Annotated in this window: 20 protein-coding genes, 1 rRNA gene and 1 pseudogene; 9 read left to right on the top strand and 13 right to left on the bottom strand. The window is 64.7% G+C overall.

Annotation, left to right across the window (positions count from 1 at the left end):
- A 16S ribosomal RNA gene (locus tag F615_RS0111290) occupies nt 1-748 on the bottom strand; the annotation flags it as partial.
- Between the two features lie 399 nt (nt 749-1147).
- Nucleotides 1148-2935 (bottom strand): phosphoenolpyruvate--protein phosphotransferase, encoded by a 1788-nt coding sequence (ptsP, locus tag F615_RS0111295; protein WP_019561297.1) that lies wholly within the window; start codon nt 2933-2935, stop codon nt 1148-1150.
- 190 nt (nt 2936-3125) lie between these two features.
- Between ptsP and F615_RS0111300 the strand changes: the two genes are divergently transcribed.
- The 7 genes and pseudogenes from F615_RS0111300 to F615_RS0111330 all read left to right on the top strand — a co-directional run bounded on the left by F615_RS0111300 (nt 3126) and on the right by F615_RS0111330 (nt 9516).
- Nucleotides 3126-4361 (top strand): class I SAM-dependent methyltransferase, encoded by a 1236-nt coding sequence (locus F615_RS0111300; protein WP_026330250.1) that lies wholly within the window; start codon nt 3126-3128, stop codon nt 4359-4361.
- Between the two features lie 12 nt (nt 4362-4373).
- A complete protein-coding gene (locus F615_RS0111305) occupies nt 4374-4697 on the top strand; it encodes a DUF1840 domain-containing protein (RefSeq protein WP_019561299.1) in 324 nt (107 codons plus the stop codon).
- A 29-nt stretch (nt 4698-4726) separates the two neighbouring features.
- Complete coding sequence (locus F615_RS0111310; RefSeq protein WP_019561300.1) at nt 4727-5359, top strand: YbhB/YbcL family Raf kinase inhibitor-like protein; 633 nt, start codon at nt 4727-4729, stop codon at nt 5357-5359.
- 78 nt (nt 5360-5437) lie between these two features.
- Entirely contained in the window at nt 5438-6100 is a 663-nt protein-coding gene (locus F615_RS0111315) for a histidine phosphatase family protein (protein ID WP_019561301.1), read from the top strand.
- 72 nt (nt 6101-6172) lie between these two features.
- Nucleotides 6173-7219, top strand: a pseudogene (locus F615_RS0111320) (sterol desaturase family protein); the annotation flags it as partial.
- A gap of 210 nt (nt 7220-7429) precedes the next feature.
- Nucleotides 7430-8485: a glycosyltransferase gene (locus F615_RS18365; protein ID WP_019561303.1), complete on the top strand. Its 1056-nt coding sequence runs from the start codon at nt 7430-7432 to the stop codon at nt 8483-8485.
- Nucleotides 8486-8493: 8 nt separating this feature from the next.
- Complete coding sequence (locus F615_RS0111330) at nt 8494-9516, top strand: glycosyltransferase family 2 protein (protein ID WP_019561304.1); 1023 nt, start codon at nt 8494-8496, stop codon at nt 9514-9516.
- A gap of 140 nt (nt 9517-9656) precedes the next feature.
- Here the strand turns inward: F615_RS0111330 and ruvB are convergent, their stop codons facing one another.
- From ruvB to F615_RS0111350, 4 genes are all read right to left on the bottom strand, one after another.
- Entirely contained in the window at nt 9657-10724 is a 1068-nt protein-coding gene (gene ruvB, locus F615_RS0111335) for a Holliday junction branch migration DNA helicase RuvB (RefSeq protein ID WP_019561305.1), read from the bottom strand.
- A 10-nt stretch (nt 10725-10734) separates the two neighbouring features.
- Nucleotides 10735-11310, bottom strand: a complete 576-nt coding sequence (gene ruvA / locus F615_RS0111340) for a Holliday junction branch migration protein RuvA (RefSeq protein WP_019561306.1) — start codon at nt 11308-11310, stop codon at nt 10735-10737.
- Nucleotides 11311-11364: 54 nt separating this feature from the next.
- On the bottom strand, nt 11365-12027 hold the full coding sequence (locus tag F615_RS0111345) for a response regulator (RefSeq protein WP_019561307.1): 663 nt from the start codon (nt 12025-12027) through the stop codon (nt 11365-11367).
- 76 nt (nt 12028-12103) lie between these two features.
- Nucleotides 12104-13981 carry a sensor histidine kinase gene (locus F615_RS0111350; RefSeq protein WP_019561308.1) on the bottom strand — a complete coding sequence of 626 codons (1878 nt, stop codon included), beginning with the start codon at nt 13979-13981 and terminating at the stop codon, nt 12104-12106.
- A gap of 108 nt (nt 13982-14089) precedes the next feature.
- Here F615_RS0111350 and F615_RS0111355 point away from each other — a divergent pair, with 108 nt between their 5' ends.
- A complete protein-coding gene (locus tag F615_RS0111355) occupies nt 14090-15055 on the top strand; it encodes a PhoH family protein (RefSeq protein WP_026330251.1) in 966 nt (321 codons plus the stop codon).
- Between the two features lie 2 nt (nt 15056-15057).
- Nucleotides 15058-15504: an rRNA maturation RNase YbeY gene (gene ybeY / locus F615_RS0111360; RefSeq protein WP_026330252.1), complete on the top strand. Its 447-nt coding sequence runs from the start codon at nt 15058-15060 to the stop codon at nt 15502-15504.
- A gap of 22 nt (nt 15505-15526) precedes the next feature.
- Here ybeY and F615_RS0111365 read toward each other — a convergent pair whose 3' ends face one another.
- From F615_RS0111365 to F615_RS0111395, 7 genes are all read right to left on the bottom strand, one after another.
- Complete coding sequence (locus tag F615_RS0111365; RefSeq protein WP_019561311.1) at nt 15527-16519, bottom strand: ABC transporter ATP-binding protein; 993 nt, start codon at nt 16517-16519, stop codon at nt 15527-15529.
- Nucleotides 16516-17508, bottom strand: coding sequence for an ABC transporter ATP-binding protein (locus F615_RS0111370; protein WP_019561312.1), 993 nt, complete (start codon nt 17506-17508; stop codon nt 16516-16518). The genes F615_RS0111365 and F615_RS0111370 overlap by 4 nt, the downstream gene beginning before the upstream one ends.
- A gap of 16 nt (nt 17509-17524) precedes the next feature.
- Nucleotides 17525-18457 carry an ABC transporter permease gene (locus F615_RS0111375; protein ID WP_019561313.1) on the bottom strand — a complete coding sequence of 311 codons (933 nt, stop codon included), beginning with the start codon at nt 18455-18457 and terminating at the stop codon, nt 17525-17527.
- A gap of 99 nt (nt 18458-18556) precedes the next feature.
- Nucleotides 18557-20125, bottom strand: coding sequence for an ABC transporter substrate-binding protein (locus tag F615_RS0111380; RefSeq protein WP_019561314.1), 1569 nt, complete (start codon nt 20123-20125; stop codon nt 18557-18559).
- Between the two features lie 16 nt (nt 20126-20141).
- Entirely contained in the window at nt 20142-21359 is a 1218-nt protein-coding gene (locus tag F615_RS0111385) for a M20 aminoacylase family protein (protein ID WP_019561315.1), read from the bottom strand.
- Nucleotides 21360-21374: 15 nt separating this feature from the next.
- Nucleotides 21375-22361 (bottom strand): ABC transporter permease, encoded by a 987-nt coding sequence (locus F615_RS0111390; protein ID WP_019561316.1) that lies wholly within the window; start codon nt 22359-22361, stop codon nt 21375-21377.
- A 167-nt stretch (nt 22362-22528) separates the two neighbouring features.
- Entirely contained in the window at nt 22529-24121 is a 1593-nt protein-coding gene (locus F615_RS0111395; RefSeq protein WP_019561317.1) for an ABC transporter substrate-binding protein, read from the bottom strand.
- Between the last annotated feature and the right edge of the window lie 90 nt (nt 24122-24211).

Below are 24211 nucleotides of genomic sequence, written 5' to 3' on the forward strand. Positions count from 1 at the left end.
GTCAGTGCAGGCCCAGGGGACTGCCTTCGCCATCGGTGTTCCTCCGCATATCTACGCATTTCACTGCTACACGCGGAATTCCATCCCCCTCTGCCGCACTCTAGCCGTGCAGTCACAAATGCAGTTCCCAGGTTAAGCCCGGGGATTTCACATCTGTCTTGCACAACCGCCTGCGCACGCTTTACGCCCAGCAATTCCGATTAACGCTCGCACCCTACGTATTACCGCGGCTGCTGGCACGTAGTTAGCCGGTGCTTATTCTTCAGGTACCGTCATCACTCCGAGGTATTAGCCCAGAGCTTTTCTTCCCTGACAAAAGCGGTTTACAACCCGAAGGCCTTCTTCCCGCACGCGGCATGGCTGGATCAGGCTTGCGCCCATTGTCCAAAATTCCCCACTGCTGCCTCCCGTAGGAGTCTGGGCCGTGTCTCAGTCCCAGTGTGGCTGGCCGTCCTCTCAGACCAGCTACGGATCGTCGCCTTGGTAAGCCTTTACCCCACCAACTAGCTAATCCGACATCGGCCGCTCCAATCGCGCGAGGCCTTGCGGTCCCCCGCTTTCACCCTCAGGTCGTATGCGGTATTAGCTACTCTTTCGAGTAGTTATCCCCCACGACTGGGTACGTTCCGATGCATTACTCACCCGTTCGCCACTCGCCGGCATCCCGAAGGACCCGCTGCCGTTCGACTTGCATGTGTAAAGCATGCCGCCAGCGTTCAATCTGAGCCAGGATCAAACTCTTCAGTTCGATCTCTAAAACTCATCCGGAATTGAAGTGAACTTCACTTCTGCTTCCGTGAGCGTTCAGGAAAGTCTTTCAACTTCCCCACAAGGCATCCGCCTCAAACGCCCACGCTTATCGGCTGTATCTTGTTAAAGAACCCACACCACAAACAAAACCTTCGCTTCGTTTGCGTCGCCAATCAGTGATCAGCGAAGACCGAGATTATTGCAAGATTCTTATTTCCTTGTCAAGTGCTCGGTTATTTCGTCTGCTTTGCTTCACTTGAACTTGCGCCACCGGGACTCTTCGTCGCCTCGGCGCGCTGCTCAGTTGTCCGTATCGCAGCGAAGACAGAAACTTTAGCACACTTTCGAGTGGTCGTGCCAGCCCCCCAGGCTCCCACCCGGTGACGCGGCACGGCCTTCAGTGGGCGAGGGTGTGCTCGCGGACAAGCTCGGGCCGCAGCAGCTGTCCGCAGGTTTCCTGCGGGTTCTCGCTGGCCAGCACGGTCTGCACGTGTTGCGCCAGACGACGCGTGTCCACACGCAGGATGCGCTGCTTGATGGTGGCGATTTGCGAGGGATGCATCGAGAAGCTGCGCAAGCCCATGCCCAGCAACAAGGCCGTGAACGCAGGATCGCCGGCCATCTCGCCGCAAATGCTCACGGCTTTGCCCGCGGCCCGAGCGCAGGCGATGGTGTCGGCCACCAGACGCAGTACCGCAGGATGCCAAGGATCGTATAGGTGCGCCACGGCCTCGTCGGCGCGGTCGATGGCCAACGTGTACTGGATGAGGTCGTTGGTGCCCAAGGAGACGAAGTCGAAATATCGCAAGAAGCGCTCGACCTGCAAGGCCGCCCCGGGCACCTCGATCATGGCCCCCACTTCGACATCGGTGTAGGGCTGACCCGCGTCGCTGAGTTGCTGCTTGGCCCGCGCCAGGGCCTCGAAGGTCTGACGCACCTCACCCAGATGGGTGAGCATGGGAATCAACAAGCGCACCTTGCCGTACGCACTGGCTCGCAGGATGGCGCGCAACTGCATGCGAAACATGCTGGGTTCGGACAAACTCCAGCGGATCGCGCGCAAGCCCATCGCTGGGTTGAGGGTGTGTTCGTGGCGCAACTCGTTGTGAGACATGCGCTCCAGGGGCTTGTCGGCGCCGATGTCGATCGTGCGTATGGTCACGGGCAGCCCTTGCATGGCCTGCACGACGGCCCGGTAGGCCTCGAACTGTTCGTCTTCACCGGGCAAAGCGCCGTTGCGGTTCATGAAGAGAAACTCGGTGCGGAACAGCCCCACGCCGACGGCGCCGGCTTGCAACGCGCTGGGCGCATCTTGCGGCAGCTCGATGTTGGCCAGCAGCTCGACGCGCTCACCGTCGAGCGTGACGGCCGGCGTGTGCCGCAAGCGCGCCAAACGCTCGCGTTCGAGTTCGCTTTGGCGCTGACGAAAGCGGTATTCCTCCAGGATGATGGGCGACGGATCGACGATGACCACCCCGGCGTCGCCATCGATGATGACCCAGTCGTCCTGACGGATGAGATGGCTGGCTTCTCGAGCACCGACCACGGCGGGGATGCCCATGCTGCGCGCGACGATGGCGGTGTGCGAGGTCTTACCCCCCACGTCGGTGACGAAGCCCTGAAAGACGCTGCGCTTGAACTGCAGCATATCGGCCGGCGCAATGTCATTGGCGATGAGCACGAGGGGGTCCTCCCCTCCCCAGTCGTGCGGGGCGGGCGCCGGCGGGGCCGCCAATACCGAGCCGTTGCGCCCGAGCACGCGCAGCAAGCGTTCGACGACCTGCTCGATGTCGGCTTTGCGCTCGCGCAGGTAGTCATCTTCCATTTCGTCGAATTGGCGCGCCAGGACTTCGAGCTGGGCCGACAGGGCCCATTCGGCGTTGTAATGACGCTCGACGATCCATTGTTTGGTGGCCCCGGTCAGCGCCTCGTCGTGTAACAGCATCAGGTGGACATCGAGCAAGGCCGCCAACTCAGTCGGCGCATCGGCGGGCATGTCGCGTTTGAGACCGGCCAGCTCTTCGGCCACGGCATCGCGAGCCTGGCGCAGCCGGTCGATCTCCGCCTCGACACGGTCAGGGCTGATGAAGTAGTGGGCCACGTCCACTCGGCTGGAGGCCACCAGGACCGCTTTACCGATGGCCACACCGCGCGCAACGGGCAATCCGAAGACTTGGAGGGTCATGCCCAGATGCTAGCAGCGCTGCCTGCAGCGGTCATGAGGGTTGACCGCGGCCCGGCCGCTTGCAGCCGGTCCGCATAGCGCACCGCCGTCCTTGCAGGAGCCGGCCTGCATCGGTCAGACTCGGGGGCAAGTGCAGCGCCTGTCAGCGGCGCATCTCTCATGCATGACCCAGCTTGTGGAGGACCACATCATGTCAGGGCTTGCGGGCCTGATCGAGCAGAAACTGGAAGGTTTGCCACGTCCGGTGGCGCTGCAGTGGCCCGGCGGCAGCGCCGGCGCCCGCGATGCAGCGGTACGGCTGAAGCTCCATGAGCCGCGCTGGTTGGCCGCCTTGGCGCGCGGACAGATCGGCGCGATGGCCGACGCGTATGTGATGGGCCAGCTCGACATCGACGGCCACATGCGTGACTTGATGGCCGTGGCAGCCGCTTTGGTGGGCAACCCGGTCGCACGAGGGCAGCCGGGTTGGTGGCAGCGTTGGTGGCGATCGGTGCGCTCGCGCTGGCGCCACCACAAGGCGCGCGACGCGCGGCAGATCGAGTTTCACTACGATGTGTCGGACGATTTCTACGCGCTGTGGCTGGATCCGAGGCGGGTGTATTCCTGCGCGTATTTCCGTGAGTCGGACATGACGCTGGCCCAGGCGCAGGAGGCCAAGCTCGATCACATCTGCCGCAAGCTGCGGCTCGGGCCCGGTCAGCGCTTTTTGGACATCGGCGCGGGCTGGGGCGGCTTGCTGTTATGGGCGGCTCAACACTACGATGTGAAGGCCGAGGGGATCACGCTGTCGCGCAATCAGCATGCGTATGTCAACCGGCTGATCGACGAACTGGGCTTGCGCGGACGGGTGCAAATGCATTTGCGGGATTACCGCGACGTGCCGGAAGACACTCCCTATGATCGCATCGCCTCGGTGGGCATGTTCGAGCATGTCGGGCGGGCTCAGCTGGTGAGCTACTTCGACAAGATCCGCCGCCTGCTGATCCCGGGCGGCCTGGTGATGAATCACGGGATCACCGCCGCTGGACTGCACAATGCCCAGCTCGGCGCCGGCATGGGGGATTTCATCGAGAAGTACATTTTTCCCGGCGGCGAGCTGGAGCATGTCTCGGAGGTGACCCAAGCACTGAGCGCCGGGGGGCTGGAGCTCCTGGATGCGGAGAACCTTCGGCCTCACTACGCACGCACGTTGTGGGCCTGGTCCGATGCGCTGGAGGCCCAGCTGGAGCGGGCGCGCGCGCTCACCAACGACAAAACGGTGCGCGCCTATCGTCTGTATCTGGCGGGTTGCGCAATGAGTTTCGAGCAGGGGTGGATTTCGCTGTTCCAACTGTTGGCGGCGCGGCCCAGTGGGTCTGTGGACGAGGGCTCGATGCGCGGGGCGCAATCGGCCTATCCTTTCAACCGGGAATACATGTACCGTTGAGGCGGGACATCGATGCTGTACAAATTCAAGTCCAAGGCCGCCGCCGAGGTGATCATGACGTCTGCGCACGGGGACCATGTGATGCGCCTGATCGGCAAGCCCCCGGGGCAAAAGGGCATTCTCTTGCCGCAGGAGATGCCAGCCGCGTTGAGCGCGCTGGAGCAGGCCATCGCGCAGGAAGAACATGCCCGACGCCAAGCCGAGCAAGAGGCCCAGGCCGAAGGGCACAGCCTTCCGCCGCCCGAGGACGTGAGCCTGCGGCAGCGCTTGTGGCCCCTGATCGAGATGATCCGGCGCTGTCATGCCGCCGACAAGGAAATCGTCTGGGGGGTATGAAGCCCACCCTTGCCTGACAGGAGAGCAACATGAAACTGTGGAGCCAGAGCTGGAACGATGGACAAGCCATCCCCGAGCGCTACGCGGCCGGACGCCCGGATGCGCAGGGTGGCGTGACGTTCTCGGACAATCTCAACCCCCATTTGGCTTGGAGTGGGCTGCCCGCGGGCACGCAATCACTGGTGTTGATGTGTCACGATCCGGACGTGCCCAGCCGGGGCGAGGACGTCAATCAGCCCGACCGGGAAGTGCCAGCCGACCTGCCGCGGGTGGACTTTTTCCATTGGGTGATGGTCGATTTGCCGCCCACATTGAGCGAGATCGGCGAAGGCGAGTTCTCCAGAGGGTTCACGCCTCGGGGCAAGCCCGGACCGGCCACCCTGCATGGGGCGCGGCACGGCCTGAACGATTACACGGGTTGGTTTGCCAGCAATCCTGACATGGCGGGCTCGTATTTCGGCTATGACGGCCCCTTCCCTCCGTTCAATGATGCTCTCGTGCACCACTACGTGTTCACGCTGTTTGCATTGGATGTGGCTCGCTGCCCTGTCGAAGGAGCGTTCACCGGCGCGCAAGTGCGCCAAGCCATCACCGGGCATGTGCTAGGCTCGGCATCTTTCGTAGGCACCTACACGCTGAATCGGCGCCTGCGCGCTGGCTGACCGTCCCGCTGGACGGTCGGTGGCGTCGTTTCCAACGCCCCCCCCGCCCGCGTTGCGCCGTCCTGCGTCCTGTCTTGCATGTCCGATCCGCTCCCTACCCGCATCGTGGCCATCCGCCATGGCGAGACCGCCTGGAATGTCGATGCCCGAATCCAGGGTCACCTGGACATCCCGCTCAATGACACGGGACGGCGCCAGGCCGCGCGTTTGGCTCGGGCCCTGGTCGATGAAGGCTTGCACGCGCTGTACAGCAGCGATCTGAGCCGCGCTCGGCAGACGGCGCAGGCCGTGGCCGAGCTCACCGGTTTGCCGGTGCACGCCGTGCCGGGCTTGCGCGAGCGCGCCTTCGGTCATTTCGAGGGTCGGACCTTCCGCGAGATCGAGACGCAATGGCCCGAGCAAGCGCAGCGATGGCGGCAGCGCGACCCCGAGTTCCGTCCTCAAGGCGGTGAGAGTTTGGCCGGCTTTTACCGGCGGGTGGTCACACAGGCGGAAGCCTTGGCCCGCGCCCATCCCGGCCAAACGATTGCCTTGGTCGCCCACGGCGGCGTGCTCGACTGTCTGTATCGGGCGGCCACACGGATCGACCTGCGCGCGCCACGCACCTGGGAATTGGCCAACGCCAGCGTCAACCGGCTGCTGTACACGCGTGAGGGCTTCACGCTGGTGGGGTGGGCCGACACTCAGCATCTGCAAGATATGGCGCTGGACGAGTCCCTGGAGGGGCCTCGGGCTCGCTGAGGGTCTCCCCGTAGCCCGTGGTCACCCGTAGCTGCGCACAATGAGGATTTGTGCTTGGCTGCGGAAGGTCCTATGGAAGGTGCACAGATCATCGTTTTGGCCACCCCGGTTTTTCTGTTGTTGATCGCCGTGGAATACGGCGTCGGACGCTGGCGGGGACGCAACACCTACCGGCTCAATGATGCGCTCAGCAGCATCGGCCTGGGCATCATGAGTCAGGTGGTGGGGGTCTTGACCAAGGCTTGGACGGTCGGGATCTACACCGTGGCTTACCAGCATCTGGCCCTTTGGCACTTGCCGACCGACGCCCTCTGGGTCTGGGTGCTGGGCTTGCTGCTGTATGACCTGTGCTACTACTGGCACCATCGCCTGGGTCACGAGTGTGCGTTGTTTTGGGCGGCCCATGTGGTGCACCATCAAAGCGAGGACTACAACCTGTCCACCGCTTTGCGGCAAACCAGCTCCGGCTGGATGGGAGGCTGGCTGTTCTATCTGCCCATGGCCGTGCTGGGATTTCCTCCGCTGGTCTTCGGTGTGGTGGCGCTCATCGACCTGCTCTACCAATACTGGGTGCACACGCAGCAAGTCGGCAAACTGGGCTGGTTCGACCGGGTGTTTTGTTCTCCGAGCAATCACCGGGTGCACCATGCCGTCAATGACAAGTATTTGGACAAGAACTTTGGCGGCATTCTGATTTTGTGGGACCGCCTGTTTGGCACCTTCGAGGAAGAGGACGACCGCGAGCCCTGCGTTTACGGTACGCGCAGCCCGCTGCGCAGCTGGAATCCCGTCTGGGCGAACCTGCAGGTCTATCGCGACTTGGCGCTGGATTGCTGGCGCACGCGCCGCTGGAGCGACAAGCTGCGCGTGTGGTTCAAGCCACCGGGCTGGCGCCCGGCCGACGTGGCCGAGCGCTTTCCGAAGCCTCCCTTCGATCTGTCACGGGTGCACCGCTACGACCCGCCGATGCCGCGTTGGGCCCAATGGGCCGCCGCCACGCTGTTCTTGGCCTTGTTGGGAGCCACTGCCGCCTTCCTATGGCAGGCGCACACGCTCAGCCTGGGGGCGCAAGTCGGCGCCGCAGCGCTGATCGTGGCCGGGTTGTGGGGCGTGTCGGCCTTGTGCACCACCTCGGCGCCACAGCAGGCGCCTGCGGTGGGTCAAACCGCCTGAGACGCCCGCAGGCTCGTGCTATCCTTCTCCGGTTGGCCGAGTTTGCGGCAACTTCCTTGCGGCCCTCATCGTTTTGTCGTCGCGCGTTTGTCGTCCCCACCTGACCGTCCACGCATCTTGCATTTCGTCACCGGAGGCTTCTCGGGAGCCACTCAGGTGGCGATCGACCTCGTTGACGCTGCACTGTCCAGCGCGCGCACCGAACCCTTGCTGGTCTTGCGGCGCAAGCCTCAAACGCCACGCTCCCGTATCGACGCGCTGAAGGAGCGCGGCATGCCAGTGGCCACGGTGGCGTCTTGGCCCCACGCCCTGACGGTTTGGCAACTGGTGCGCCTGTGCCGCAAGTTTCGGCCCCAGGTACTGGTGGCACATGGGTTCAGCGAGCACCTCTGGGGACGGTATGCCGGCCTGTGGGCCAAGGTGCCGGCCTTGGTGCATGTGGAGCACAACTCGCGTGAGCGCTACACGCCTTGGCGTTTGGCGCAGGCGCGTTGGCTGGCCCGGCGCACTGCGCGCATCGTTGGTGTCTCCGAGGGTGTGCGCGAGCAACTGCTGAGACTGGGCTTCCCGCAAGATCGCACCGTGGCGATCCCCAATGGCATCCGGCTGGAGCGATTCGCGCAGGCCGACGAGCATCCCCTCGAAGCACGTGAGCCAGGCATCGTGATGGCGGCCCGCTTCGCCAAGCAAAAAGACCACGCCACCTTGCTACAGGCCATCGCGGTATTGAAGACTCGGGGGTGGACACCCCCGGTGTGGCTGGCCGGTGGCGGCAAGCCACGGCACCTCGAAGCAGCGCAGCAGTTGTGCCATCGCCTCGGACTGGACGGGCAAGTTCACTTTCTGGGGCACTGCAGCGACCTGCCCGGTCTGCTGATGAGCCAGCGCATCTGCGTTTTGTCCACTCACTATGAGGGGATGCCCTTGTCCCTGGTGGAAGGCATGGCCGCCGGCTGTGCCGTCGTGGGCACGGCCGTGCCGGGCGTTCGCGAACTCATCGACCACGGCCACAATGGCCTGCTCGTTCCCCATGAGGACCCCGTCGCGCTGGCCGATGCGCTGTGCGAGCTGCTGTCCGATGCGGCCAAAGCCAGTCGGCTGGCTCGACAAGGACGCCAGACGGCGCTGAACCGACATGGGCTGGACCTGATGCAGCGCCGCTATGAAACGCTGTTTCTGGCGCTGGCCGGTTCGACCTCTCCTCATGCCTGAGTCCCTTCATGGACACCTCTCCTTGGCTAAGCGTTCTCATTCCCGTCTACAACGTCGAGCTCTATTTGCAGGCCTGCGTGGAGTCGATCCTGATGCAGGCCGACGAGCAGGTGGAAATCGTCTTGCTCAACGATGCCTCCACCGACGGGTCTGTGCAGGTGATCTCGCGGCTGCAGCAGTCCTGGCCGGGACGGCTACGCGTCTTGCACCATGACCGCAACCGTGGGCTGAGTGCGGCACGCAATACGATGCTGGATGCGGCATGTGGGCGTTATGTGTGGTTCGTGGATTCGGACGATCTGATGGCCCCCGGCGCGATTGGTGAGCTGCGAGCCACCGTCGATCGTGACGCGCCGGACCTGGTGCTTTGCGATTTCAGCGTGCTGCGTGAGCGCCCTCGGCTGAAGCATCGGCTACGCGGAGAATCGCATCGACGCACCTTCATCGGTCCGTCTGGCCGCACGCTCACGGACCGATCCGTGTTGTTCGCCGGGGTGCTCGAGGGAGTGAATCTGCATGCGTGGTCCAAGATCGCCAAGCGCGATCTGTGGGCCGATGATCTGCGGTTCCCGCAGGGGCGCTACTTCGAAGACATGATGGTGATCCCTCGTCTGGTCCTGCGCGCCCAAAGCTTCCATCACGTGGCCCGCCCCTGGATCCGATACCGTCAGCGACAGGGCAGCATCCTGGCAACCATGTCCATGCAAAAGGCCCAGGACATGTCTCGTTCTTTGCTGGGAGTGCGTGAAGCGCTGGCCTCGGCGCCGTTTCAGCCAACGCCTCGAGCACAGTTCGCACTGGCTTACTTGGCGGCCCGAAACTACATCGGCGCCGCCCGGTATGTGGCCAAGCACCACCCTCAACACCAAGCCGCCAGGCTGCGCGAGTTTCGCCAGGATTTCATGCAAACGATTTCGCTGGACTTGCGTGAACTGCGCCAGGCCTACCTGAGTCGGGGTTGGATTTGGCGCTGGCTGCGTCTGCAGCATTGGCTGCAACAGGCCCCGCTTGGATCGAGCGAGGCGCGGTGACCCCAACGAGGCAGAACAACCGTTGTCAAGGCCGCCGCACGGAGCCCGCGGCATCGCGTGCAAGGTCGTCGATCGATTCTTCTCGGCGGCTGGATGCGTGCCGCACTGTGGCCGGACGATGTCGCTGACGATGCCTCTTCTCAAGGGCCAGTGTCGAACAGCCCGCCCTCGCCACTTTTGGGGGCCACCAAGCCCAGGTGCCGATAAGCCGTGGCCGTGGCGATGCGGCCGCGCGGGGTGCGTTGCAAGTAGCCCTGCTGGATGAGATAGGGCTCGATGACATCCTCGATGGTGTCGCGCTCTTCGCCAATGGCGGCAGCCAGGTTGTCCAGGCCCACCGGACCGCCGTCGAAGCGATGGATGACGGCTTCGAGCAGTTTGCGGTCCATCACGTCGAACCCCATGGGATCCACATCGAGCATGGCCAGGGCACGATCGGCGATCGCTTTGTCGATGTGGCCGTTGCCTTTGACCTCGGCATAGTCGCGCACGCGGCGCAGCAGGCGGTTGGCGATGCGCGGCGTGCCACGCGAACGTCGGGCGATTTCCATCGCGCCTTGCGGGTCGATGGAGGCATTGAGCAGGCCGGCAGACCGGGTGACGATGCGCGTGAGCTCCTCGGCGGTGTAAAACTCCAGCCGCGCCACGATGCCAAAGCGGTCACGCAAAGGGTTGGTGAGCATGCCCGCGCGGGTGGTGGCCCCCACCAGCGTGAAGGGCTGCAGGTCGAGTTTGATCGAGCGTGCAGCCGGGCCTTCGCCGATCATGATGTCGATCTGGTAGTCCTCCAACGCGGGATAGAGGATTTCCTCGACCACGGGGCTCAGACGATGAATTTCGTCGATGAAGAGCACGTCGTTGCGCTCGAGATTGGTCAGCAGGGCGGCCAGGTCTTTGGGTTTTTCGAGCACGGGCCCGGAGGTCTGGCGCAGGTTGACCCCAAGTTCGTGAGCGATGATGTGCGACAGCGTGGTCTTGCCCAGGCCCGGTGGACCGAACAGCAAGACGTGGTCCAGCGCTTCACCGCGCTTTTTGGCCGCGCCGATGAAGATTTCGAGCTGCTCGCGTGCCTTGGTTTGGCCCACATACTCGGCCAGGCCTTTGGGGCGCAGCGCGCGCTCCAGAGCTTCTTCCTGGGGCGAGGTGGGCGCCGCCGACACGACCCTGGCGCGTGGCGGTGGCGTGAAGTCGTCGGTTTGGATGCTCATGGGCGCCGGCTCACTTGGCAAGGGACTTCAACGCCAGTTTGATGCCCTCACTGACGCCCACGTCCTCGGGCACAGACTTGAGGGCCGCGGCGGCCTCCCGTTCGCTGTAGCCCAGGGCCACCAGGGCCTGCAGCACGTCGGCCTGCACTTCGTTTTTGACCGACACGGCCGCCACCCCCAGTTCCGCGCCGAGCTTGCCCTTGAGTTCGAGCAGCAATCGCTCGGCCGTCTTTTTGCCGATGCCGGGAATGCGCGTCAGGCGGTCTGCCTCTTGCACACTGATGGCCTGGGCCAGTTCGGCCACGCTCAGGCCTGACAGCAGCGACAGGGCCATGCGCGGCCCCACGCCCGAGACCTTGATGAGTTGGCGAAACGCATGGCGCTCGGCCGCCGTGCCGAAACCATAGAGCGTTTGCGCGTCTTCGCGCACGACGAAATGGGTCAGCAGCGTGGCCCGCTCACCCAGTGGGGGCAGGTGATAGAAGGTGCTCATCGGCACGTCGACTTCGTAGCCGACGCCGCCCACATCGATCAACACTTGCGGAGGGGCTTTCTCCGCGATGACGCCCGTCAAACGACCGATCATCCCGGCATTATCGCGGGGGTCGCGGGGGCGTCGCCGCCGACGGCCGCCTCGGGTTCATCGCGGGGTGCGCTTGAACAGGCCCAGGCGCTGCGCCTCCAAGGCCGCCTCGGCACGCGAGGACACATTGAGCTTGCGGTAGATCTGCTTGACGTAGTCGGCGATGGTGTGACGCGACAAGTTGAGTTGTTGTCCGATCTCGGGCAGCGTGAAGCCTTTGGCCACACGCAGCAGCACTTCGTTTTCACGCTCGGTGAGCGAGACGTCGGGCAGCAGCGGCGTCTCCTCTTGCTGCTGCCGCGCGTGGGATGCGAAGTAGGCGATCACCCGGCGAGCGATCGAGGGCGACAGCGGCGGCTCGCCCTGGGTGATGCGCTGCAGCTGCTCGGCCAGCATCTCGCGCGATTGCTCCTTGAGCAGGTAGCCGAACGCACCGGCTTGCAAGGCGGGAAAGAGGTGATCGTCGTCGTCATGGATGGTGACCACGACCGATTGGGCCTCCGGCTGCTGCTCGCGCAGGGCTGCGACCACCTCGACGCCCGAGCCGTCGGGCAGGCCCAGGTCGATCAGCGCAAGATCGAACCGCATGGCGGTGATCTGTTGCAGCGCATCGTGGACACGGGCGCTTTCGACGAGCCGCGCCTTGGGAAACACCTGGATCACCAGGGCTTTGAGCCATTGGCGGATCTCGGGCAAGTCTTCGAGCAGCAGGATGTGCATGGCGAGTCAGGGCACCGAGGCCGAAGCGCCCTTACGGGCGGGGGATGGGCAAATATTAGCAGGCCGGCCCGGCCTGCTACAGGGGCAGTGTGAGGCGGATCAGGGTGCCGAACCCTGGGCCGGATTCGACCAGGCACTGTCCGGCCAACTGTTTGGCGCGGCGTTTCATGCTGGCCATGCCATGGCCGCGGTCGAGGCGGCCATCGAGCTCCATGGGAATGCCTTTGCCGTTGTCCTGAATGACGAGATGAAAGTCGTTGTCGTCGATCACGCAGCGGATGGTGCAGGCATTGGCTCCACTGTGCTTGATGATGTTGCTGACAGCCTCGCGCAGGATGCGGGTGGTCTGCACGTAGGCGCGCGCCGAGAGGTTGCGTTCGTCCAGCTCGTGCGCGCTGACCCATTCGACCTGCACGGCCGCTTGGCTGAGCCGCGAGACGGTTTCGGCACGCCAGTCGGCCAAGGCATCGGCGATGCGCACCGGCTTGCCGGTGAGCCCGCGCACCGACAACCGCATTTCTTCCAGGGCTTCACGTGCCAAGGTGGCGATGCGCTCGTCGTGGCTGGTATGGACGATGGTCAGCAGCTTGGCGCCGAGGTCGTCGTGCGAGTCGCCGGCGATGCGCTTGCGCTCGGCCTCGGCCACCTGTTCGATGCGCAATTCGGCCAAGTGGGCGTAGCTGCGTTCGATTTCGACCGTGCGCTCGTGCACACGCCGTTCGAGTTCGTCGCGCATGGTCTCGGCCACGCGCAGCGCCTGCGCGAATTCGCGCAAGACCTGGACGGCAACGACCAACATCAGCACCGGCATGACGAAATGCACCAAGTGTCGGTTGGGCAAGTCCAGCCAGCCGCGTTGCAGCCCCAACTCAGCCACCGCGGCCAGCACCGCCAGGATCATCACCGCAGCCACACCGCGCCAGCTTGTGCGTTGGGCCCGCCGGGCCTGGATGAGATAGTCGACCGAGGCCACACCGACTTCGAGCGTGAAGATCGCAAACCACAGGTTCATGACCTCGAAAAGCCGCTGCCGACCCGCCAGCGCCAGGCTCAGCGGCACCAGCAGGCATTGCATCCACAGCGCGATGTCCACCCAGCGGTAGCGCAGCCCGGCGTGGCGCTGCAGGAACAAAATGGCAAATGCCGTCACCGGCGCGACCAGGCAACCGATCAGGACTTCGGCTGCGGCATGGGTCAGAGGAATGTCACTCCACCACACGCGGGCACTGACGAGGGACCAGCCGATCAACAGAGCGCCGAAGTAGAGGTACACCGGCTGGGATCGCCGGATCCAGCCCAGCCCGAGCATGAACAGGCCCATCACGGACAGCACGGCTGCACCGATTTGCAAAACGGTGACGTTCCAGAACAGCGCACGGTCGTGGCGCGCGCGCAACTGATCGTAGGAACCCACCTCGAGCACCGACAGCCCCCCGGCGCGTTGGCGCGCGGCGACCTCCCCGGCCGAGAACCCCACCACCCGCACATCGAGATGGTTGCGACCGGAGGGTTCCAACAAGCCCGACGGCAGTGCAAATAGAAAAGGACGGTAGCAATTGCGGGTGACGGGCTCACTCATGCGGCCGCCGCGACCAATGACGTGGCCGTTGAGGCGCACCTCGACATTGGTGCAGGCCCGCTCGATGTACAGCCCCAGCAAGCCATCGGGCACCACCAGCGTGTCCGCCCGCAGGTCGAAGCTGGCCGAATAGGTGAGCACCCCAGAGAAGTCCGGCTGCTCGCGTGCCCAGTCGTGAGGCAAGCTGACGTTGCGCAACACCGGCCGGCCGACACGGCCGTCCGGGTTCTCCTGCGTGACCAGCGCCTCGCGGATGACCAGGTTCTGGGCCTGCACCGGCACGCTGAGGCCCACCAGGGCCAGCATCCAGCCCAGCACCCACAGCCTGACGGCCACACCCACCCACGCTCCGCGCGATACGCCCATCGTTTCCATGGCGCGCATTCTGCGACGAAGGCCGACGGCTTCCCAGGCCCACGCTTCACTTTCCCCGAAGTCGGGGGACAATGCCGGCACTGGAGCTGCCCTGAATCGCCCGTGCCCGTGATCCTCCGCCACGCTTTCATCCCGCTGGACAACACCCGCCTGGCCCACCTGTGCGGCACCCTCGACGAGCATCTGCGCACCATCGAAGCCGCGCTGGATGTGAGCATCCGCCGGCGCAATGAGTCCTTCCGCATCGAAGGCACACGCCGGCAGGCCGAGCGGGCCGCCGCGTTGCTGCAGTCGCTCTACGAGCGCGCAGCCCAGCCGCTGCCGTCCGATGTGGTCCAGATGGCGGTGCTGCAAGCGGCCCGCGCCGACGAGCCGCCCGCGCCGGCTGGCGATGATGCGGCCGAGGACATCGTGCTGCGCACCCGGCGCGCCGATCTGGCAGGACGCACCCCGAACCAAGAGCTGTACCTGCGCAACATCCTCAGCCACGACATCACGTTCGGCATCGGTCCGGCCGGCACCGGCAAGACCTTCCTGGCCGTGGCCTGCGCGATCGACGCCCTGGAGCGTGCCGCCGTGCAGCGCATCGTGCTGACGCGGCCGGCCGTGGAAGCCGGCGAGCGCCTGGGCTTTTTGCCCGGCGATCTCACGCAAAAGGTGGACCCCTATCTGCGCCCGCTGTACGACGCGCTGTACGACCTGATGGGCTTCGACCGGGTCACCAAGGCTTTCGACAAGGGGCAGCTCGAGATTGCGCCATTGGCCTTCATGCGTGGACGCACGCTCAATCACGCCTTCGTGATCCTGGACGAAGCGCAGAACACCACGCCCGAACAAATGAAGATGTTCCTCACCCGCATCGGCTTTGGCTCCAAGGCGGTCATCACCGGCGACGTGAGCCAGATCGATCTGCCGCGCGGCACCCCCAGTGGCCTGATCGACGCCGAACGGGTGCTCAAGCGGGTGCGGGGCATTGCGATGACACGGTTCACCGCCGCCGACGTGGTGCGCCACCCGCTCGTGGCCCGCATCGTCGAAGCCTATGAGGCGGCCCGGCCCGCTCGAGGGGAGTGAACATGCGCCCGAGGCTGCAACTGTCCCTGCAGTTTGCCGATGCGCGCCATCGCGCGCTGTTGCCCCGGCACAAAGTCGCGCGTTGGATCCGTGCGGCCTTGGAAGCACCGGCCCAGATCACGGTACGCATCGTCGATGCCGAGGAAGGACGCGCGCTCAACCGCGATTATCGGCAGCGGGATTACGCCACCAATGTGCTGACCTTCGACTACCAGCACGCGCCGGTGGTGGTGGCCGACCTGGTCGTGTGCGCGCCGGTGGTCCAGCGCGAAGCCGCCGAGCTGGACAAGCCGCTGATCGAGCACTACGCGCATCTGCTCGTGCATGGTACTTTGCATGCACAAGGCTACGACCACGAAGCCGACGACGACGCCGAGGTGATGGAAGCGCGCGAATCGGCCGTGATGCGCGCGCTGGGTTTCTCAGACCCCTACGCGCGCGCCGTTTGACGGGCTCGGGCCCGGCCGCAGCTCAAAGCCGACCCTCCTCCACGGCGTGGCAGGCCACTTTGATGCCCTGCCTGTCTTGCAAGACCGGGCGCTCGCGCGAGCAGCGCGCATTGGCATGTGGGCAGCGCGGATGGAACGCACAGCCGCTGGGCGGGTTCAGTGGGTTGGGCACCTCGCCTTGCACCGGCGTGCGCGCGCGTCCGGTCATGTGGATGTCGGGGATCGCATCGAGCAGCATGCGGGTGTACGGGTGACGCGGGCGCCCGAACAGCTCGCGCTTGGGCGCCAGCTCCACCAGCCGGCCGAGGTACATCACGCCCACCTCGTCGGACACGTGGCGCACCACGGCCAGGTTGTGGGAGATGAACAGATAGGTCAGCCCGCGCTGGCGCTGCAAGTCCTTCATGATGTTGAGCACTTGCGCCTGCACCGAGACGTCCAGCGCCGAGGTCGGCTCGTCGCACACCAGGAACTCGGGCTGCGTGGCCAGGGCACGGGCGATCGAGATGCGTTGACGCTGCCCACCGGAAAACTGGTGGGGGAATTTGTCCATGTCGGCGCTGGACAGGCCCACCGACTGCAACAGCTCGCCCACACGCTGCTTGGCCTGCGCATCGGTGTCGACCAGACCGTGCTCGCGCAAGGGCTCGGCGATGATGTCCAGCACCTTCCAGCGCGGATTGAGGCTGGCATATGGGTCTTGAAAAATCATCTGCATGCGGCGATGCAGCGCTCGGCCTGCGGCCGTGCCGGCCACCGCCTGGGTGTCGATGCCGTCGAAGTACACGCTGCCACGGCTGGGCTTGTACAGCCCCACCAACAGACGCGCCACCGTGCTCTTGCCACAGCCGGACTCGCCCACCAAGGCCAGCGTGCGCCCGCGCTCGATTTGAAAGCTCACCCCGTCGACGGCATGCACGAATTCACGCGGCTTGCGTTCGATCACTCGGTTGAGCCAGGGGGCCGAGACATCGAAGGTCTTGGCCAGGTCTTTCACTTCCACCAAGGCAGTCATGCGGCACGTCTTTCTTGCGGTGAGTGCAGCCAGCACGCCGCACGGGTGCGGCCGGCATCCATCAGTTCAGGCCGCTCAATGCGGCAACGGTCGAAGGCTTGCGGGCAACGCGGGTTGAAGGCGCAGCCCTTGGGGATGGCCGTCAGGCGCGGCATTGCACCGTCGATTTGAGTGAGGCGATCGCGGTCCTCGTCCATCGAGGGAATGGAGCCCATCAGGCCCACGGTGTAGGGATGGGCCGGAGCGTGGATCACGTCTTGCACCGGGCCGATTTCGACGATGCGCCCGGCGTACATCACGGCCACACGATCGCAGGTCTCGGCAATCACGCCCATGTCGTGCGTCACCAGCATCACCGCGGCGCCCTTTTCCTTGCACAAGCGCTTGAGCAACGCGATGATCTGGGCCTGGATCGAGACATCCAGCGCCGTGGTGGGCTCGTCGGCCACGATGAGCTTGGGCTCGGCCGCCAGCGCCAGAGCGATCACCACGCGCTGGCGCATGCCGCCGGAGAACTGGTGCGGATAGTGGTCGATGCGCTGCTCGGCCGCCGGAATGCCCGTGTCCTTGAGCAGTTGGATGGCGCGCTGGCGGGCCTGCGCCGGGCTCATCGGCAGGTGGGTCAGGATGGTCTCGACGAGCTGCCGCCCCACGGTGTACAGCGGGTTCAGCGAAGTCAGCGGATCCTGGAAGATCGCGCCGATTTGCCGGCCGCGCACCTTGCGCATCTCCTCGTACGGCAGGTTGTCGATGCGCCGGCCGTCCAGCCGGATCTCTCCGGCGGCCACGCGGCCCGGCGGCTCCAGCAGACCGATGATGGCCGCTCCGGTGAGCGACTTGCCCGCACCGGACTCGCCGACCACGCCAAGGATCTCGCCAGCGGCGATGTCGAAGCTGATGTCGTCCAACGCCAGCAGCGTGCCGCGCCGGGTCGGAAATTCCACGCGCAGGTTCTTCACCTGCAGCAAAGGGGTTTCGTTCGTGTTCATCGTGGGCACTCCTGGCTCAGCGCAGGCGGGGGTTCAGCGCATCGCGCAGCCAGTCGCCCAGCAGGTTCACGCTCAAGGCGATCAGCACCAGCATGGCGCCGGGGAAAATGGTGATCCACCACTCGCCGGAAAACAGGAAATCATTGCCGATGCGAATCAAGGTGCCCAGCGAGGGCGAGGTGGGCGGCACCCCGACCCCCAGGAAGGACAACGTGGCCTCGATGATGATCGCTTGGGCCACCTGGATGGTGGCCAGCACCAGCACCGGCCCCAGCACATTGGGCAGCACGTGCTTGCGCATGATGCGCAAGGGACTGACACCGATCACCCGAGCGGCCTGCACATAGTCTTTGTTGCGCTCGATCAGCGTGGAGCCGCGCACCGTGCGGGCATAGTCCACCCACTTGGTCAGCGCAATGGCCAGGATCAGCACGCCGAAGGCCAGAGTCTCGTGTGCATTGGGAAACAGGGCCCGGCCCACGCCATCGATCAACAAGGCGATCAAGATGGCCGGAAAGGACAACATCACGTCACACACGCGCATGATGAAGGCATCGACCTTGCCCCCCACGAAGCCCGACAGCAGGCCCAGCGAGACGCCCAGCACCACCGACAGCACCACCGAGGCCAGCCCGACGAACAGCGAGATGCGCGCGCCATACATCAGGGCCGAGAGGATGTCGCGGCCCTGGTCGTCCGTGCCCAGCAAGTACTTGGTCGTGCCGCCCTCCATCCACGCTGGCGGCGAGCGTGAATCCGCCAACTCCAACGTGGCCAGATCGAAGGGATTGTGAGGCGCCACCCAGGGCGCGAACAGCGCGCAAAAGCCACAGAGAAACGCAATGGCCGCCGCGGCGATGGCCACTGGCGAGGTGCGAAAGCTGTACCAGAGGTCGCTGTCGAAGAAGCGTCGCCAGGCGCTGGGTGGAGCAGTCGTGGAGGTCGTCATCGGAATACGCAAAGGTCGTGTGCACCCGCCGTCGGCGCGCGCTCTCGTGAAGCGCAACCTCCCGGCGGGCTCGGGAGGGGCCCGCTTGGGCCCAGGCCGTCACTTCACATGGATGTACTTGAAAGGCATGAAGTTGTCGGCCAGCTGGACCAGGTCGATGTTGGACTTCATCGCCCAGGCCAGCGCCTGCTGGTGCAAGGGGATGTGCCCGACCTCGTCCTGGTGAATCTTGAAGGCTTCGGCAATCATGGCGTTGCGTTTGGCCGGATCGGTTTCGGACTGGATGCGCTGGGTCAACTCATCCACCCGGGGGTTGCTGTACCAGCCCAGATTGAACTGGCCTTGCCCCTTGTCGTTGGGCGTGGCCATCAGGGCCGACAGCGGGTTGTGGGAATCGTAGGTGCCAGGCGTCCAGCCCAACAGGTAGAAGCTGGTGTCGCGGCGCAGGATCTTGGGGAAATAGGTGGCCTTGGTTTCGGCCTGCAGGTTCACCTTCACCCCGATGCGAGCCAGGTTGGCAGCCACGGCCTGGCAGATCGCCGCATCGTTGACATAGCGGTCGTTCGGGCAGTTCATGCCCACCTCGAAGCCATTCGGATAGCCGGCTTCGGCCAGCAGTTTTTTGGCCGCATCGGGATCGTAGGGCAGGCGCTTGTTCAACTCAGGCACGAAGCCCTTGATGCCCGGGGCCACCATCAGCGCCGTGGGCGTGGCGGCCCCGCGCATCACACGGGTGCGAATGGTCTCGATGTCGATGGCCTGATAGAAGGCGCGGCGCACCCGCACGTCCTTGAACGGGTTCTTGCCCTTGACGTTGGAAAACAGCAGCTCGTCGCGCTTCTGGTCCATCCCCAAGAAGATGGTGCGCAGCTCGGGGCCTTGCAAGACCTTCAAGCCCGGGTTGGCCTTGAGCCGGTCCACGTCCTGCAGCGGCACGGGCTCCATCAGGTCGATCTCGCCAGACAGCAGCGCGGCCACGCGCGTGGCGTCGTTGCCGATCGGGGTGAAGATCACCTCGGTGACATTGCCCTCGATCTTGCCCCAGTAGTTGGCATTGCGCACCAGCACCGTGCGCTGCCCCGGCTGACGCTCGCGCAGACGGAAAGGGCCCGTGCCATTGGCGCGGAAGCTGGCCGTGTTCTCGATGCCTTTGCGGCGGTCCACCGGCGTCTCGGCGCGGTTCTCCTCGCACCACTTCTTGCTCATGATGTAGACGAGGGTGATGACGTCCGGCAAGATGGGAAAGGGCGCGCTGGTTTCGATCTCGACCGTGTGGGCATCGAGCTTGCGCACTTCCTTGATCGCATTGGTGTAGCCACGCATGTCCGAGCCCTCGCCGGCGGCGCGCTTGAAGCTGAAGACCACGTCATCGGCGGTGAAAGGCGTGCCATCGTGGAAGCTGACGTTGCGGCGCAGCTCGAAACGCCACACGGTGGGAGACGTTTGCTTCCAGCTCGTGGCCAGGCCCGGCGTCAGGCCCAGGGTCTTGTCGCGCGCCACCAACGGTTCGTAGATGTTGCCGGTGAAGCTCAACTGCATCGACTCGTTGAGCGAATGAGGATCCATCGACTGGGCATCCCCCTGGTTGGCTACCCGCAGGGTCTTGGCAGCGGCCAGCCCGCAGCTCAGGGCCAGCGCCAGGGCCAGCAATGTGGGCTTGAACTTCATCGACAGCACTCCTTGATCAGTGGGGAGAAAGAGGCATGGCCTGTTCGACCAAAGCAGCGAACAAGGCCGCGCCCAGCGGCAAGATCTCGTCATTGAAGTCATAGCGGCTGCTGTGCAAGAAGCCGCTGGAATCGGCCACCTCGCGCCCCTGCCCGATGCGCAGATAGGCCCCGGGCTTGACCTGCAACATGAAGGCGAAGTCTTCGGCGCCCATGCTGGGCGGCAAGTGGCGCACCACATGGTCCTCGCCGACCAGCGAGGCGGCCACGTCGGCGGCGAACTGCGCCTCACGCGGCGAGTTGACCGTGGCCGGGTAGATGCGCTGATAGTCCAAGGTGGCCGAAGCCCCCAATCCCATGGCCACCGATTCCACCAAGCGCCCCAGGCGCTCCTCGATCATGTCTTGCACCTGCGAGCGGAAGCTGCGCACCGTGCCCACCAGCTTGACCTGGCGCGGGATCACGCTCATGGCGCCCACATCGCCGCCTTGCATCGCGCAGATGCTGACCACCGCCTGGTCGAAAGGGCTGACATTGCGCGAGACCAGACTTTGCGCCGCCGTGATGATGTGCGCGGCCACCAGCACCGGGTCCACGGCCAGATGCGGATGGGCGCCATGCCCCCCCTTGCCGGTGACGGTGATCTCGATGCGGTCGGCCGCCGCCATCATCGGCCCCGGCGCCACGCCCACATGCCCGGCCGGCAGATGCGGCCAGTTGTGCATGGCATAAACCGCTTGCGCCGGAAAGCGTTCGAACAGCCCCTCGTCGATCATGGCCTTGGCCCCACCGAAGCCCTCCTCGCCGGGTTGGAAGATCAGATAGGCCGTGCCATCGAAGCGGCGGGTTTCGGCCAAATAGCGCGCTGCGCCCACCAGCATGGTCGTGTGGCCGTCATGGCCGCAACCATGCATCAGCCCCGGCTTGGTCGAGCGCCAAGCGAAGTCGTTTTCCTCGCGCATCGGCAAGGCGTCCATGTCGCAGCGCAGGCCGATGGCGCGGCCGCTGTCATGCCGACGGCCCCGGATGACGGCCACCACCCCGGTTTTGGCAATGCCGGTGTGGATTTCGTCCACGCGCGCGAGCTTGAGCGCCTCGACCACGCGGGCCGAGGTGCGCACCTCCTCGAAGCCCAGCTCCGGGTGCGCATGCAAATCCCGGCGCAAGGCGGTGAGCTCGGCATGGAAAGGCACGATGTGGCGAAAGATGCCGTGATGCAGATCGAGCAACCGCATGATCCAGCCCCGCCCTCAGTGGGCACTGCCCGGACGCTCCACACGCAAGCGCGGATCGACCGCGAAATACAACAAGTCCACCGCCAAGTTGATGATCACGAAGATCAGGGCGATCAGACACAGGTAGGCCGCCATCACCGGGATGTCGGCAAAAGTCACGGCCTGGATGAACAGCAGGCCCATGCCTGGCCACTGGAACACCGTCTCGGTGATGATGGCAAAGGCAATCAGCCCGCCCAGCTGCAAGCCCGTGATCGTGATCACCGGCACCAAGGTGTTCTTCAGCGCATGGCCGAAATGCACCGCGCGGTTGCTCAAGCCCCGCGCCCGCGCGAACTTGATGTAATCGGTGCGCAGCACTTCCAGCATCTCGGCGCGCACCAAGCGCATGATGAGCGTGAGCTGGAAGATCGCCAAAGTCACCGCTGGCAAGATCAAATGTTTCCAGCCCGTGGCCGTGAGCCAGCCGGTGGTCCACACCTCACCGAGCTGGACCACCTCGCCACGCCCAAAGCTTGGCAGCCAGCCCAGCGTCACCGAAAACACCATGATCAGCAAAATGCCGATCAAGAAGGTGGGCAGCGACACCCCGAGCAACGAGAACGTCAGCATCAGCTGCGACAAAAAGGTGCCTCGGTTCAGCGCCGTGTAGACCCCCATCGGGATGCCCACCACCAAGGCGATGACGGCCGCGACGATCACCAGCTCCAGCGTGGCCGGGAAGCGCTCGAGCAACAAGGTGGACACCTTTTGTCCTTGACGCAGGCTGAGCCCGAACTCGCCCTGCACCGCATTGGCCACGAAACGGCCGAACTGCACGAAGAAGGGCTGGTCCAGCCCAAGATCGGCGCGCATCTGGTCACGCTGCTCGGGCGTGGCATCTTGCCCCAGGATGTTGGTGACCGGGTCGCCCACGTACTGAAACAGCATGAAGGCGATGAAAGCCACCGTGAGCATGACCACGACGGCCTGGGCCAGTCGACGAAGAATGAATGCAAGCATGAAGCCTGTTCCGGCCGGTTGCCAAGGCGCTCACTCGTGATGAGCACCTTCGGGAGTTTCGAGATACACAGAGCTGTGGACCAGCTCGCAAGGAGCGCGGGATCGTCCGCGCCGCATGCGCGCTGGCTCAGTCCGTCATGAGAGGCAAAGGCAGCGGCGACACCTCCTCAATTGACCTTCACCAAGCGCATGTCGATGCGGTTGTCGGCACGGTGCACCAAGTCGATGTTCTTCTTCATCGCCCAGGGGATCACCTGGTCGTGCAGGGGAATGTGCGCCACCAGATCGTTTTGCAGTTGCAAGGCCTCGGTCAGCATGCGCCGGCGCACCGGGGCGTCGGTTTCCACCTTGATGCGATCGACCAGATAGTCCATGCGCTCATTGGAGAAGCGGCCCACGTTGTAATTGCCGTCGCCACCCGTGCCCACGCTGCGCACCAGCGATTGCAGCGAATACAGCGCGTCGAAGGTCGGCACGCCCCAGCCCAGCATGTAGATGCTGGCCTCGTAGCGCTGGATCATCGGGAAATAGGTCACCAGCGGCATCGTGCGCAGCTTGGCCTTCACGCCGATGCGCGCCCACATCGCGGTGATGGCCTGGCAGATGGCCTCGTCGTTGATGTAACGGTTGTTCGGGCAGGCGAAATCCACCTCGAACCCGTCGGGATAGCCGGCCTCGGCCAGCAGCTTCTTGGCCGCTTCCACGTCATAGGGGTAGCGCTTGGCCACGCTTTCCGTCCAGCCGGCCACCTGCGGGGCCACCAGCGCGCCGGTGGGCTTGCCCAGGCCGCGCATGATGTTGCGCGAGATGGTGTCGATGTCGATGGCCTGGTACAGCGCCTTGCGCACCCGCAGGTCTTTCAGCGGGTTCTTGCCCTTGATGTTGGAGCCCGGCAACTCATCGCGGAACTGGTCCATGCCCAGGAAGATGGTGCGGTTCTCGACGCCGTCGACCACCTTCAGATTGGGGCTGGCGCGCAGACGCGGCAGGTCTTGGGGGGTGGGGTCGAGCACCAGATCGACCTCGCCGGACAGCAACGCGGCGATGCGGGTGGCGGCCGACTTGATCGGCGTGTAGACGATCTCGGTGACATTGCCCTCCATCTTGCCCCACCAGTTGGGATTGCGCTTGAACACCATGCGCTGGTCGGGCTGCCAAGATTCCAAGATGTACGGCCCCGTGCCGTTGGCATTGCGGTGGGCGAAGTTCTCCTCGGGCGTCTTGAGATCCTTGGGCGCCACCGAATTGTTCTTCTCGGCCCAGGCCTTGCTCATGATGCGCAGCTCGGTGAGCTGACGCAGCAGCACCGGATTGGGGTTCTTGAGGAAGATGTCGATGGTGTGGTTGTCGACCTTGACGACCTTGTCGATGCCCTGGGTGTAGATGCTGAAGTTGGACGTGGGGGCCATCGCCCGATTGAGCGAGAACACCACGTCGTCGGCGGTCATCGGCGACCCATCATGGAACTTCACGCCCTGGCGCAGACTGAAACGCACCTGCGTGGGGCTGATGTCGCGCCAGGCCGTGGCCAGCACCGGCTCGACCTCGAAGGTGCGGCTGTTGTAGTAAACCAGCGACTCGTACACATTGGCATGCAGGCCGTTTTGCAGCGCATTGTTCTGGGAATGGATGTCCCAGGTGGCGATTTCGCCCTGGCTGGCCCACTTGAACGTCTTGGCCTGGAGCGGCGAGCCCGTCAGCAATCCGGCGCAGACGACCGCCGCTGCGGCCGCCGCAGTGAGGGAGGAACGTTTGAACATTGGTTCACTCACGACAGGAGTATTGAAGCTGTGAATGATCAGCAAATCCTGTGCCGCTCGTCAAAGGGGGAAGTCCGGATGGGTGCACCG

This window comes from Caldimonas manganoxidans ATCC BAA-369, from assembly GCF_000381125.1.
GTDB classification, from domain to species: Bacteria; Pseudomonadota; Gammaproteobacteria; order Burkholderiales; family Burkholderiaceae_C; genus Caldimonas; species Caldimonas manganoxidans.